The organism is Pedobacter sp. AK017 (assembly GCF_014200825.1).
GTDB classification, from domain to species: Bacteria; Bacteroidota; Bacteroidia; order Sphingobacteriales; family Sphingobacteriaceae; genus Pedobacter; species Pedobacter heparinus.
This window is the reverse complement of sequence record NZ_JACHCW010000008.1, coordinates 121,649-135,849: the sequence shown is the minus strand read 5'-3', so window position 1 is coordinate 135,849 and position 14,201 is coordinate 121,649. Positions and strand designations below refer to the sequence as shown.

The window sequence follows — 14,201 nt, the reverse complement described above, 5'->3', positions numbered from 1 at the left end:
TTTAAGACGATGAAAAAGAAAATATTTTTAGCTGCAATCTTTATGGTTCTAATGGCTGCAGCCTGTAAAAAAGGAGGGGTGCTGGAGCAGGTTAAAACCACAGATTTAACAGAAGAAAGTACCTTTGCCGACAGTGCCCGCACTATGCAGTTCCTAACCAGGATTTATACTGATATTGGCTTTAGTGCCGATCCTAAAAGGTTTACTGATGCTGGAAGTGGCGTTGGAATTTATACGCTTGGTGACGAGGTAGAAAGTTCACTTCTGGCCGCATCTGCATTTAACATTATCTTTCAAACCGGTGCCATCAGTGCCCTCAACGTGCCTAAAGATGCCTGGGAAAAAACTTATGCCAATATCAGGAGGGTAAACATATTGTTGAGCCATTTATCAACTATACCCTTATCACAACGTTTAAAAGACAGGATTGCCGGTGAGGCCCGCTTTTTAAGGGCCTGGTATTATTTTATCCTGATTAAACATTACGGGGGCGTGCCGCTGGTAGGCGATGTGGTTTATGGCGCCACTGATCCGGTTTCAGGCAAACGCGCCACTTATGAAGAATGTGTGAATTATATTGAATCGGAATGCGATGCTGCTGCACTGGCCCTTCCGCTCGTACAAACCGGGCTCGATTTTGGACGCATTACCAAAGGTGCAGCATTGGCACTAAAATCCAGGCTGCTGTTGTATGCTGCAAGCCCGCTGTTTAACGGGCGGGCAGATATGGATGGGGTATTGGGTTATCCGAATGCCGATCCTGCCCGATGGAGCAAGGCTGCAAAAGCAGCGCTGGATGTGATCAGCCTGAACCAGTACAGTCTTTATGAGCTGGCTGGTGGTCTGGGCTTTCAGAAAGTATTTACCCTGCGCAAAAACAGCGAATATATACTGGCAGCCATGGCAGGCAACAACCGGACGCTGGAAGCCATGTGGGATCCGGCGACCAGGACAGGGTCTGGTAACGCTATGCCCTACCAGGAACTGGTAGATGCTTTTGGTACCATCAACGGCAAACCAATTACGGAGGATCTTAAATCGCCTGGAAACCCTACAGGTTATGATCCCACAAATCCTTATGTAAACCGCGATCCCCGTTTCAACTGGAGCATCCTGTACAATGAAGCCCCAAGGTTGAACACCAGTAAAACCGTTACACCGGTATTTACTTACGCAGGTGCTGCGCAGGACGGTTTTAACTTTACCAAAACCGGCTATTATTTAAGAAAAATGCTGGACGACAATACCATTGCCAGTAGCACCTCATCGGCAACAGAACGCTGCTTTCCTTTAATCCGCTATGCCGAGATCCTGTTAAATTATGCCGAAGCCAGTAATGAGGCAGGTGATACACAAACCGCATACACACAGCTCAAGGCCATTCGCAAGCGCGCAGGCATATTGGCTGGTCCGGAAGACGATTATGGACTGGCAGAGGGGCTTACTAAAGAAGGGATGCGGACGGTTATCCAGAATGAAAGAAGGGTAGAGCTGGCTATTGAAGAGCATCGCTACTGGGATGTACGCAGATGGAAGATTGCAGAAAATGTATCCAATAAAACCCTGCACGGGATGAAAATCACCAGGCTAGGTACCGGTACACCTGCAACCTATACTTACGAACTGATCAATATCCGTACACCGGCCTTTGTTGCACCGAAATATTACCTGTGGCCAATCCCGCAGGGCGAGGTCAATAAATCAGCAGAGCTGATGCAAAACCCGGGCTGGTAATCAAAATTCACAAAAAAAGAAGATTATGAATCTAATAGCTGCGCATTCATCAGGCATCAAAACCCGACTCATCATGAGCATTATGATTATGGGTATGCTGCTTAATTCCTGTAAAAAGGATAAATTTAACGTGCCACAAAATGTGGGTACCATCAGGTTTGCGGCCAATGCCTATACCATTGAGAACAATACCGTAGATCCTTTAACCATTGTCTTACCCCTATCCTTACCACTTGAAGCAGATGCTACGGCACTGATTACAGTAGATAACCAGAGTACTATAGCTGCAGACCAGTATACTACCACACCAGCCATACCGGTTGAAGGCTTAACCCTTAACCTGCCTAAAGGTGCTACCCAGATTTCCTTTCAGCTGAGTTCTTTAAACAATTTTGAAGGAGAAAAAACGCTGGTATTAAAGCTGAGCTCTGCTACCGGAGGACTCAGTGTAGCCAATATCAACTCAACGGCCAGTATTACCATTAAAGGAAACCCAATTGTAATTCCGGAGATCAGAACTTCAGAACCCGGACTCGCTTTTGGCAGCGTGGTTACCGGTACAATTTCTGATTCAAAATCGTACGTGCTCAACGCTACGAAATTAACTTCAGACGTGCTGATCAGTGCAAGTGCAAACTTCCAGGTATCATTGGATGACAATACTTTCAGCAGCACTTTAACCATTCCTTTTGCTACAGCCAACGCTACACCTGTAACTATTTATGCCAGATTTTTGGCCACTACAGGTATAAATCAGACAGTAACCGGGACCATTTCACATCGTTCGGGTACTGTTCCTGATGCGGTTGTAAATGTTAGCGGAGTAGAATTTGGAGTGGCCATACCTGGAGTGCTGGTGCATAAAGAAGATTTTAACTATGGTACGGTCGCAAATTCCATTACAGCGGTATCGGGTGGTAAATGGACTGCCTACTCTGCAAGTGCAACAAGGCCGGTTCAATATTTGTCACCTGGCTTAACCTATACCGGATATGCAGGGTCGGGTATCGGAGGAGCGTTGGTAATGCAAAACAATGGCTCGTCTTCTGAAGACGTTTCCATGGATTTTCCTGCGCAATCAAACGGAGTGGTTTACAGCGCACAATTGATGAATTTTGCCTCAGGGCCAACTACTGCCGATTTCTTCTATTCTTTTGGAGATGGAGCGGCAGGAGCAACGCCAGCCTATTTTAACAGGATCTATGCTAAAGCGAACGGCAGTAAAATGTCATTGGGCTTGGGCCGGAATTCTACAACTGTAACCTATGCTGCAACAGATCTGGATTATGGCGTTACTTATCTGGTTGTAAGCAAGTATGAATTTGCTACCAATATGTCAACATTGTATATCTTGAATGGAACTGTGCCGCTAATTGAACCTGGTACACCAAGCGCGGTATCTAATGTTTCCGGTGCCGATCCTACGGCTTTGACCAGGATAGTTGTAAGGCAAAGTACAGGTGTTCCGTTAAAGGTGACCATTGATGGCGTCAGGATAGCAACATCATGGAAAGAAGCAGTTGGACTTTAAAAAATTAAATATATGATCACATTAAAAAGAAATATTCCCGGATTGCTGCTGGTTCTTGTACTGGCCATGGGCTGTGTAAAGAATGCCCCTCAGCCTGTTGTACCTGTAATGCCTGAATTGCCCCCTGTTACCGGGGGCAACGGATCTGCAATGGTTACGGTAGACTGTGCGGTAGCACAGGGAGACGTGATGCGTTTTGAACAATCAAACGTCCACTCCACCACTTCGGATTTGCCGGGCGAAAAGGCACGCCTCTGGTTGCAGGGCCTAAACCATAAAACCATACGTACCTGGCTGGCTTTGGGTACCATTAATAGTAAGGGCTATAACTACAAATACAGTAGTGATGTGCCGGTAGAAACTTCTCTGGCCTATTATTCTACCTGTGCCGATTCGCTGCTGATTGCCTTAACGGCTTATAAATCCTCGCCGACAACACCATTGCCCGGCGATGGTAAGGGCGTACTGTTTCAAAACTTTATCAAACAGACCATTATCTATTACAAAACTAAATTCCCGAAAATCAAGTATATACAGGCAGGCAATGAACCTGATTATGCTGGCGAATCTGCGGCCAGCTATTACGAAGTGTATAAAGATTATTATAAGGCCATTAATGCGGCGAATGCCGAGCTGGGTTTGGCAGGTAACAACAGGCTGATGCTGAGTAACGGCGCATTTACCAGTACCACTAATTTTTCGGCCCTGGTAGATTATACCAACCAGTTTCTGACTTTATATGCAGCAGATACAGATCCGGGCAGGCGGCTGGATTTTTTCAGTATGAACTGTTATACGGAACAGACTAACCCTAAACTGTTTGAAACGGCTAAACCCCAGATTACAGCGGCACTGGCAGCCAAAGGGATTACACCCAGACCTGTTTTTGTAACGGAGTATGGATTGTCGGGAGGCGATTTTCTTCCTGCAGCATGGGTACGGGCGCAGATCATGACGGCCTGGGCACCAGCTCAACTGGCAAAGGCATTTTATTTGTATGAGGGTGGGGTAGACCGGGTGTTTAACTGGGCCATCAGCCATGGCGAAATTCTGCATAAAAGCGAACTGGCCGATTTAAATAATGCTTATCCCAATCCTTATGGCTATGCCCTGATGTTTGGCAAACAGATTTCAGACCGGGGTACGCGTGTAAAAGCGACTTCCGCAAAATTATCTGCCCAGGGCCTGGGCATCAACGCACTAGCCGCTATGGGTAATGGTAAAGGGATTGCGGTTTTGGTCTGGAATTTTAACTATACCAATTTCACGCCCGATCAGGAGATCAGTGTAAAGATCAATAACATTCCGCAGGCTACATTTACAGGGAAGATCAATGCCAAGGTGTATATGATAGACAGTAAAAACAACAACATCTATAGCTTTCCCTCGCAAAACAGCTTAACTGCCAGTGTTGAGCAGGCTTATGATTATGCAGCCTCTTTATCCATACCATTAAAACTGGAGGGCAATTCGGTGGCATTGATTGTATTGAATCCTTAAAAATTACCTTCTCTTCATCGGCTGCATAATTCGCTGAAAAAGCGAAAGACGCTATGCCGTTTCAGAGAAGGTAATTTTTATGTCAAGCAGGATGGCTGCTGTCCCCGCTACGATATGCTTAAAATTCCCATTAATATGAGGTGCAGTTTCAATGGTTTTTGAGAGGGTATTGTGCCGGTGTTGGATAGGGGTGGAACCATAAAAAAAACCTTTCAACACCAAACCAACACGCTTGCAATACCAATATAAATGTAATAAAAGGGGATAATATCTTTATATTGGATCCAGTTTTATTAACTTAGGCTGGCTTAAATACCTAAAAAAATTGCGGTGAAAATGAAAACGTATACACCTGCTGTAATATTACGGCCATTCATCAAAGCTTACAAAATTATAGAGAGCAGGGATGAACGGATTAACAGGGTTGTACCAAATACTTCATTTGCAATTGCGTTTCGTTTTAGGGGCCAAATTTCGTACATCACTGAAACGGGCAAAACAGCATTACCTGCCGCAACATTTTCGGGTTTGCGAAAATCTGTACGGCTGATCAATTATGCGGCCCAAACAGCGGCTTTAATTGTACAGTTTGAAGAAACGGGCGTATCTGCTTTTTTCAGGCAACCGCTTCAGGCGTTATTTGAGGAAAGTATCTCATTAGATAATTTCTTTCCGTCATCTGAAATTTCAATTGTAGAAGAGCGCTTAGCTAAAGCAACAAATGATCTGGCAACAATTGCCATTGTGGAGCAATTTTTATACTCAAAGCTGGACCACAACAAGCCCGACAAGCTTGTATCGGAAGCTATAGCCAGAATTCATTCAAATCATGGAATAATTAAGATTAATGACTTAGCTCAAAGTTTATACATCAGCAATGATGCTTTTGAGAAAAGATTCAGAAAAGTGGTTGGCGCTACTCCCAAACAATTTTCTTCCATAGTAAAAATCAAAACCATTATTGACCAAAATCCTGCACCATCCACCTTTACTGAGATTGCACTTGAACATGGTTACTATGATCAGCCCCACTTTAATAAAGATTTTAAGCTTTTTACAGGACAGACACCAACAGAATTTTTCAAGTCGGGCCAATATTGGTAAATCAATGATTTTTTACAATGTCGGGACAGCCAACAGATTGATATTTGTATCAAAATAAAGACAAATGAAATTAGGTTTATTCGAGGCTTTTATTTGCCTCGCATTCATAGGTGGCAAAACTTATGCACAGAAAAATAGTAATCATCACCAGCAAAAAGATCAAATGAAACAGTACAGTTTATTGGTAAGGGTGCCCGACACTTATAGTACAGAACAGGCAAAATTAGTGGGGCCCTTATGGGAGAAATTGCTGGAACAATGGAAAGCAGAAGGCGTTTATATATTGAGCTTCGCTTTTCCTGGAGAAAGTTACACGGTATCAGGAAAGGAGCATCTGATCAGAAAAGAAACGGTCTTATCCGGCAATCTCAAAGTTGTCAGTAACCTGGTTCTTCGGGCAGAAAGTATAGAACAGGCTTTAGTGCTTGCGAAATCCTGCCCTGTTCTTTTATACGGTGGGAAAGTAGAGGTACGGGAAATTCCGAAGCCAGTTAAGCCTATTGAATGATCCAGCTAGAAATTAAAAGTATTATCCGGGCGACCACATTGTGGTGTAAACTTATGGGGCCTTAATGGGGGGCAATTTTAATATGTTTCAATTGATGTATGTGTCTTTGGGTATGAAATATATTAAACCATATCCATTCTAACCTGGTGAAGTATCCATATTCGGGAATGGCAAAATCCAGACAGGTTGCTGTAAGATCCCTGGTTTTAATAATCTCTTTTAACTCTTCAATCCGGTTTTTTAAATCCTCCAGTAAACCGTCTTTGGAAATGAAATTGTCGGAAGGTAATATTTCTACAGGCGACTGCATTTTGATGCCAAAATCCAGGAACAGGTCTTTTATAGAAGCTACCTTTTCATCAGCAGGGCGTTGGCTAGGTTCGGTTCTCCCCCTTAGAGTTTCAACAGATGCATAGGACTTTAAGATATGTTCACCAATTTGAGCTGCTGACCATCCGCCATTCAAAGGTTTTTTATTTAATTTTTCACTTTCCTGGCTACTTAGTAAATCTATAAGTTGTTCAGCTGTTTGTTTAAAGGGTGTAAGTGGTTCATCTTGCATATGATCTGGGTTTGGTGACTTCCTTATAATAAAGGTATATATAGTAACCATTATTTTTATGGGTTGGATGCGACAAAAAGGATGGCTATACACGCCATTTATTGCAGCTTTTTAGGCAGGCTTTCAAAAACCAGTTCATAAGAATGGTCAATCAATTCGCGAATGAGTGCCGGTTTTAAACCACCATCCATATAAATGGTATTCCAGTGTTTTTTATTCATATGAAAACCAGGAATAATTTCAGGATGTCTTTCACGTAATTCTATAGCCCGTTCGGGATCACATTTGGCATTAAACCGGTTGGCTTGTTCTAACCCGATAAGCAGAAATATTTTACCACCTACTTTAAATACTAATGTTTGTTCTCCGAAGGGTAGGCCTTCTGTTGTTCCGGGCTTGCTTAGGCAGTAGTCACGTAAATCTTCAATGTTCATTGGGTATATCACTAAGTGATCTAAATATACACACCTTTTTCTGATAGAACCTTAGGCTCATCGGAAAAAGGTGTGTTTTGAAGCAGGTTATTATTCTGCAGCTGCCTGTTCGTTAATGGAACTTACTGCAATTTCGGTTAAAGCCACATCAGTTGCCTTTTCATTGTCGAGGGTAAATTGCAACAGTTCAGCTACATCGGTATGGCCCATATTCTGTGCAAATACAACTAATGTACCATAAGTAGCAATTTCATAGTGTTCCACTTTTTGTGCAGCCAGTATCAGTCCTGCATCACGAATCATAGTGCCGGAATCGGTATCCTCAATAATACTGTCGGCTTCTTTTAATAAACCTTCCATCGCATCACATTTCTTGCCTTGTACCTTTTCTTCCAATAAAGAGAATACTTGTTCTAAAGTGGCAATGTGGGTGTTGGTTTCTTCCGTGTGTTTTTCAAAAGCTGCTGCCAGTTCTGGACTTGTGGCTGCTTTTTTCATTTTAGGTAAAGCCTTTACCAGATGTTTTTCTGCCCAGTAAATGTCTTTCAGCTCATCTACAAAGAATTCGTGAAATTCAGAATCTTCCATTTTTCCTGTTTTAGATTTGATCGAAACGCTGGAGGTTTTAGCAGCTGTCTTTGCGCCGCCGGTTTTTGTTGTTGCCATAGTATTTGTTTTTAATAGGTGTATAAAAGTATTAGCAGTGGTATAAACTTCTTTCCTGAGTTTTTGTTTAGAAAATTTAAATAAATAATAAACAAAACATTTTGTAATAATGCTTGTTATTGCATTTCAGTTACTTATGGATTATTATTAAACGCTAAAAAGGAAATGGACAGCGCATTTAACATCAGAATTGGTTATGGCAAAAAAGAAGTCACTGTGACCATTTTGCCGGTAAAGGAAAATTATTATAAGGTAATTTATTATGGTGGTGTAATGGGAGCAGTATATTACAACGGGGATGAATGGGAGCTGATAGAAAAGGAAGATGTAGAGCCGGGAGATTTACCACTTTACGAACCTGAACTAATAGGCGAAAGACTCGAAATTATACTTAATGAAACTACTGTCGATGCTATTGGCGATGAGATCGAGCTTTATTTTCGGGAAGAAACAGGTTGAATCCGGATTTGAAAAAAACGATTGTATCAGTAAGTAGCTTTTATCCTTGCCGATTCCTCTATAAAATCACTCCATAGCCTGGCACCATCAATGTTATGCCCAAATGTCATTCTGGGTTTTATAGGCGTTTCAGTTCCATTATTGGCCATAAACTCCCGTAGTTGTGTATAAGACCGGTGTATGTTAAATGGGGATACCGGTGTCCTGATCCAGGTTGGGATATACCACTTGTCGAAAGGTGGCCGCTCTGCCCTGAGAATTTCCACCTCCAGTTTTTCAAGTGGTACCATTGCTGCTGCAATGAGGTTCCAGGCCCTGGCATCATTGGGTTCTGCCAACGCCTGTAGCAAGAGCAGTGCAGCCTGCGTTGGCCGATGGTCTATCCTTAAACCCAGTTCCAGGTGTTCAAAAAAGAATTGCCGTTGTTCCCTGTTCAATTGGGGCAATACCAGGTTAATCTGTTTAAAAGCATCCTCATATTTTTCATTCCTGCCTTTGAGTTCAGCTATTTTAGCCGGTTCTAATTTTGCCGGCTGTTTTTTATTGAACCTGCGGTGCAGCTGGTCAAGGATCAGTTCAAACTGTGTGGCGCCAAAATAGGTTTTTTCGGAACTGTCAATCAATTCATAATAATTTTGATAAGCCTTTGTTATGACAGCTGGATTTGCCATGCCAAAATATTCCCGGGCCCACCATTGCAGGTAGTTTTCGGCGGCATTCTTCTGGTCTAATACTGCAGTTGCATTCCAGCAAATGTCTGCAATCATCCTGGCTTCCATAATGTGTTCCCGCATTTCGGATACATTAACGAGCATAAACTCAGTTGCACCGGCAGCTACAATGGCCTTAAACTGTTCAGCAATACGATAAGGTGTAATCACATGCGTGCCTTGTTTGGTTGGCGCCCCGCCAAAATAAGCCAGGTGATAATACACCCCATGCTTCCATTTATCGGGACCATTGGGCAGGTCGCGCATCAGTCCGTCGTTGTTGTCGGGCCATACCAGGATCACATCTTCGGGTACATTAAAGTCTTCCGGGTGTTTCCTGTATTTTTCCAGCATTTCAGTATACAATGTAAAATGAAATGCAGCAGGCTCACTGGCAGGTACCAGTTCTTTTACTGTTTTTACCTGTGCATCAATGGCGTCTCTGAATACTTTTGCCTGTTCTTTTTCGGGTGTATCTTTCGGGAATTCATAAGCATGGTCATCAGTTCCACGCAGGCCTACAGGCCATATTGCATTGATGTCCTTGTTTTCTTCAACCCCGCCACGCCAGTAGCTGATCATGTTTTCCTTGTTTTTAAACCAGTCCCATTCCTTACTTACCCCTCTTTTTTCGGCCAGGTGAAAACGTTCAATGCCAAAAGGATTGGACAGTAAAATGTCATAATGATGGGAGGTGTAATACAGGCCCCAGTCGCTCGCACATTTCTGCACTTCGTAGCGCCTGTGTACACGTACATACGGTGCCGTCATGTTCATTTTCAGGCGCAGCGCGGTCTCAAAATATCGTTGGTACCATTCCAAAGGTACATCTCCTATGCGCAAGGGGAAACCATACTTATCAAAAGGCCTTGGCAAAACATCCTCATCATCATGAAAAAAGCCCCGGTATTTTACAGTAGGTGAATCGGCAAAGAAATTTGTCTGCTTCAATATTAAATTGGTATTCCGCAGGGGCTGATAACCTGTCCACAGATAAAGAGGGTCTATGCCCAGCCCTTCGCTCAGGGTATAAGCTGCAAAAGCTGTTCCGCGGAAATCAGCACCCAGCAGCCAAACGGTATTGTTGCTGCTCAGTACAGCAAAAGCTTCCCGTTTGTTTTTCAGGCGGTTCAGCGGAGCCGTTGGTGCATTGCCATTTCCTGCAGTTTGCAAAACAATATTTACAATGCCCTTTACTACAGTTTCCTGTATGGCTGGGCGGTATCCGCTGATCTTTTCTATGTCAGCGGCCAGGAACAAAGCTGCCTGATGAACGGCCGAATGTTCATTTTTAGCTACTATAATTGCGCTTTGTTGCAAGGTAATGTCTCCCTTTTGGGCTAGGCCTGTCTGCACCCAGGAACCTCTTAAGATACCCTCTGCTGGTTTTTGTGCCTGAACCTGGTAAAAACTGGTGTCGCGATCTGGTGCTGCCGCTTGTAAACTGCCTAATCCGGTAGCCATTAAGCCAAGTGTGGCCGAACAACCTTTTATAAAATTTTTGCGTGAAATAGTTTGCTTCATATTGTACTGGGTTTAACTGCGGGCAATAATTAACAAGGCTATGCCAGCCACATAGAGGGCCAGCATAATGTACAGCTGGTTATTGGTACGCCTGTCCGCATTTTTAAATTCTTTCCAGATAAAAATACCCCATATTGCTGCAATTACGGTTGCCCCCTGGCCCAGCCCATAAGAAATGGCAGGGCTGGCCTTGGCCGCGGCCAGGATATTCAGCGACATGCCCAGGTTCCAGATTACGCCACCAATAATGCCCATGGCATGGTCTTTAAAAGAACCCTTAAACCAGGCCGACCATGGAATGGCCCCGCCCACGAAAGGTTTGTACATGATAAAGCTGTTGAAAATGAAATTGCTGACAAAAATACCTACTGCAAACGAAACCAGGGCAGTATACGGTGTAAGTTTACCCGGTTCAGGATTGAGCTGGTCTGAAACCATAGACACTGCAACGTATTTGTAAAAGAAGCCCAGCATAATGCCCGCTGGAATGGCAATAACCAGTCCTTTCATTGAAAAATTACTTGTTTTCCTGTTTAACCGTCGGTAAGCATTTGCATTTAGCAATATGGCAATAGCAATGAGCAGTACGCCCGAAAAAAGTACACGGGGATCACCTTCTGGCTTAGCCAGATAATTTACCACTACGCCCAGGATCAATGCTATGCCTATGCCTGTAGGAAAGGCGACAGACATGCCGGCAATGGCAATGGCAGCTACCAGCAGGATATTGGCCAGGTTAAAAAGCACACCGCCGGTAAAGGCGGACAATAAATTTGCAGGATCGGCCTGTGCCAGATCGGGAATAAAAGCACGGCCTCGCATGCCCATGCTGCCTGCTGTAAAGGCAAACAGGATGGAAAACAGCAAAATGCCGATCACATAGTCCCAGTAAAACAATTCGAAACGCCATGTGCCCGAGTTCAGTTTCTGCATGTTTGCCCAGGATCCCCAGCAGATCATGGTAATGAAACAAAATAAAATGGCTGTGGTATAACTTTCTACAATAAACATATTTGACTTAGTTAAGTTCCTGAAATGTTGGGGCTGAGGATTGTGCGCCGATCCGTGTAACAGAGATGGCAGCCGCTTTGCAGGCATAACCTACTGCGGTTAGCCATTCCTGGTTTAAGGAAAGCGCATGTGCCAGCGCGCCGTTAAAAACATCTCCGGCGGCAGTAGTATCTACGGCTTTTACAATAGGGGCAGGAACCAGGCAGTGGTGCCGGTCAGCCGATACCCAGGCGCCTTTACTGCCTAAGGTAATGATCACATGCTGAACACCTTTTTCTTTTAAAGCTGCTGCGGCCTGTTCCGCTGAATGCTCATCCTTCACTTTTATTCCGGTCAGGATTTCAGCCTCTGTTTCATTTGGGGTAATCAGGTACAGCATTTGTAAAAGTTCATCTGGTAAAACACCAGCTGGCGCAGGGTTCAGGATTACTTTTTTACCCTGCCTGTTTGCCGTTTCAGCTGCATAACTTATCGTTTCAATTGGGATTTCAAGTTGCATCAGCAGGTATTCATGAGTTCCAAACAAAAACTCCATGCCCTTCAGCTTTTCGGGAAGCAATTGTGTATTGGCTCCTGGCGCCACAACAATGGTATTTTCACCGGCCTCATTTACAGTAATTAAAGCCGTACCGGAAGCCTGCAGTGGGTCGGTAATGATAAATGACGTATCTATACCTTCTTGTATAAAACCCTGGCGGCTTGTAGCGCCAAAGGCATCGTTGCCCATACAGGTGATAAAGGTAAGCGCTGCGCCCAAACGGGCAGCAGCGACTGCCTGGTTTGCACCTTTCCCTCCCGGATTTATTAAAAACTTTCCACCAACAATAGTTTCACCAGGTTCCGGAAAACGCTTGGTAAGGATCACCATATCTGTATTGGTGCTGCCTATAACTAATATTTTATGCATTAAAATAAGAATTTAAAATTCGTAAGCGCCTAAGGCAGGTTTTGTATTTTTCACAGGATAACCGTCCAGATCGTAGGTATAATTGGTTTTTGTCCCTTTACCCAGGGCGGGGCTTTTGGCACTTAGCCTGAAATTTCTGTTTTGCAGATCAATGAACAATGGATCGGCCAGCAAATCCCCTTTTCGGGCAGTGATACCTATTGGATTTTCGTTGCCCGGCGAATAATATAAGTTTTGTTCCCTTGGCTGCTCGCCAATGGCCACCCGCACATGGTCGGTCACTTTTTTTACTGGCCCAAATACCCCCAGATCGGATGCAATGTAAAAAATGTTGTTTTTCACATTAAAAAAAGTAAGCTCCGGGTTAAAGGTCCAGAATACATAACGGTCTACATTGGGTTCACGCGTACGCACTACCGTGTTGTTAAATACATTTACCTTATAGCCCCCTCCGCCAATAAACTGGTTGCGGTCATCACTTAAATTATAGGCCACAGTAACACTGTCTACATTTCGGGCAGCAATTTCCAGAAAGCCATGGTTGTTTATCGAGGTATTGTGGTGGATGTGGATGTTGTTTGCCTTAAAATTATCGTCTACCCCGTCCAGTTCTATTACCCCGCCATCAGAACCATAAGGTCCGCCATAAGCGCCATAGTTTTCAACCCTGTTGTGCGAAATTTCATTGTTACCGGAAACTACCATAATGGCAATAGGCCCCCAGGAATAGGCCATCATATTTGCTGCATCGTGCAAATGGTTCCGGGTAATGAGGCTGTAACTGCTTTTAACTTTGATGCCTACAGGAGTATGAAAAAACTCGCAGTTCTTTACCACCTGGTGATGTGTACCCAGGGCAAGGTAAACCGCCCCAAGTTTTTGCACATTTTTAGTGGTCTTATCACTGCCAGGAGGATTGGTGTTGTCGTGGAAATACAGACCGTCTATCACCACGTAGCTACCTTCTATCCTGAATATGTTTCCATTCAGCACATTCCAGTCCGGATTGCTGAAGGCAGGGGCAGGACCTGCCCCGTATTTTTCAAATATAGGTGTGAGTTCTGTTCTGGGTGTGTTTTTAATTACATCTGCACCTACACTATAATGAGAGATTACAATAGGATGTGCGGCATTACCCGAACTGCTAAAGATTACTCCGCCGGTATAAGCCGAGCCCCTGGCAAACAAAATGCTGTCGCCGGGCATAAATTTGTTTTTACCCAGGTTAACCATCGTTTTCCAGGGCCGATCTTTACTATTGCCCGCATTGTTGTCGCTGCCAGTTTTGCTGTTGATGTAATAATTGGTAGCAGCAGCGGGTATCGCCGCAAGCATAAGGAAATAAAAAAGTAAATTTTTAAAATTCATACCTGGTTTATTTGGTTGGTTCAGGAAAGCTAAGTTAAAGTTAGCTACTTTGGATTAAACAGGGACATCGTACAAATTTGCAGGCCTATTGTAACATGGCTATATGAAACATTTATCATGGCTGCAATCCCCCGGAACTGTTTATCTTGCTGTACTGAAATGATAACCAAATAGAACCAATTG

Annotated in this window: 13 protein-coding genes; 6 read left to right on the top strand and 7 right to left on the bottom strand. The window is 43.8% G+C overall.

Features of this window, described 5'->3' with window-relative positions:
• The first annotated feature begins 9 nt into the window (after positions 1 to 9).
• From HDC92_RS13065 to HDC92_RS13045, 5 genes are all read left to right on the top strand, one after another.
• Positions 10 to 1,734: a RagB/SusD family nutrient uptake outer membrane protein gene (locus HDC92_RS13065; protein WP_183875116.1), complete on the top strand. Its 1,725-nt coding sequence runs from the start codon at positions 10 to 12 to the stop codon at positions 1,732 to 1,734.
• A 25-nt stretch (positions 1,735 to 1,759) separates the two neighbouring features.
• Positions 1,760 to 3,265: a hypothetical protein gene (locus HDC92_RS13060; protein ID WP_183875114.1), complete on the top strand. Its 1,506-nt coding sequence runs from the start codon at positions 1,760 to 1,762 to the stop codon at positions 3,263 to 3,265.
• Positions 3,266 to 3,277: 12 nt separating this feature from the next.
• Positions 3,278 to 4,765, top strand: coding sequence for a hypothetical protein (locus HDC92_RS13055; RefSeq protein ID WP_183875112.1), 1,488 nt, complete (start codon positions 3,278 to 3,280; stop codon positions 4,763 to 4,765).
• Between the two features lie 336 nt (positions 4,766 to 5,101).
• Positions 5,102 to 5,869, top strand: a complete 768-nt coding sequence (locus tag HDC92_RS13050) for a helix-turn-helix domain-containing protein (RefSeq protein ID WP_183875109.1) — start codon at positions 5,102 to 5,104, stop codon at positions 5,867 to 5,869.
• A 64-nt stretch (positions 5,870 to 5,933) separates the two neighbouring features.
• Positions 5,934 to 6,377 (top strand): hypothetical protein, encoded by a 444-nt coding sequence (locus HDC92_RS13045; RefSeq protein WP_183875107.1) that lies wholly within the window; start codon positions 5,934 to 5,936, stop codon positions 6,375 to 6,377.
• Between the two features lie 61 nt (positions 6,378 to 6,438).
• Here the strand turns inward: HDC92_RS13045 and HDC92_RS13040 are convergent, their stop codons facing one another.
• From HDC92_RS13040 to HDC92_RS13030, 3 genes are all read right to left on the bottom strand, one after another.
• Entirely contained in the window at positions 6,439 to 6,939 is a 501-nt protein-coding gene (locus HDC92_RS13040; protein ID WP_183875105.1) for a DinB family protein, read from the bottom strand.
• A gap of 98 nt (positions 6,940 to 7,037) precedes the next feature.
• Entirely contained in the window at positions 7,038 to 7,373 is a 336-nt protein-coding gene (locus tag HDC92_RS13035; RefSeq protein WP_012781466.1) for an MmcQ/YjbR family DNA-binding protein, read from the bottom strand.
• A gap of 90 nt (positions 7,374 to 7,463) precedes the next feature.
• Positions 7,464 to 8,039 (bottom strand): ferritin-like domain-containing protein, encoded by a 576-nt coding sequence (locus HDC92_RS13030; protein WP_183875103.1) that lies wholly within the window; start codon positions 8,037 to 8,039, stop codon positions 7,464 to 7,466.
• Between the two features lie 165 nt (positions 8,040 to 8,204).
• Between HDC92_RS13030 and HDC92_RS13025 the strand changes: the two genes are divergently transcribed.
• Complete coding sequence (locus tag HDC92_RS13025) at positions 8,205 to 8,498, top strand: hypothetical protein (RefSeq protein WP_012781468.1); 294 nt, start codon at positions 8,205 to 8,207, stop codon at positions 8,496 to 8,498.
• A gap of 26 nt (positions 8,499 to 8,524) precedes the next feature.
• Here HDC92_RS13025 and HDC92_RS13020 read toward each other — a convergent pair whose 3' ends face one another.
• Genes HDC92_RS13020 through HDC92_RS13005 form a run of 4 tightly spaced genes read right to left on the bottom strand, consistent with a single transcriptional unit; the run spans position 8,525 to position 14,018 of the window.
• A complete protein-coding gene (locus HDC92_RS13020) occupies positions 8,525 to 10,732 on the bottom strand; it encodes a glycosyl hydrolase 115 family protein (RefSeq protein ID WP_183875101.1) in 2,208 nt (735 codons plus the stop codon).
• A 12-nt stretch (positions 10,733 to 10,744) separates the two neighbouring features.
• Positions 10,745 to 11,743 (bottom strand): GRP family sugar transporter, encoded by a 999-nt coding sequence (locus tag HDC92_RS13015; protein ID WP_183875098.1) that lies wholly within the window; start codon positions 11,741 to 11,743, stop codon positions 10,745 to 10,747.
• Positions 11,744 to 11,750: 7 nt separating this feature from the next.
• A complete protein-coding gene (gene rbsK, locus HDC92_RS13010) occupies positions 11,751 to 12,650 on the bottom strand; it encodes a ribokinase (RefSeq protein WP_183875096.1) in 900 nt (299 codons plus the stop codon).
• Between the two features lie 12 nt (positions 12,651 to 12,662).
• A complete protein-coding gene (locus tag HDC92_RS13005; protein WP_183875094.1) occupies positions 12,663 to 14,018 on the bottom strand; it encodes a hypothetical protein in 1,356 nt (451 codons plus the stop codon).
• Between the last annotated feature and the right edge of the window lie 183 nt (positions 14,019 to 14,201).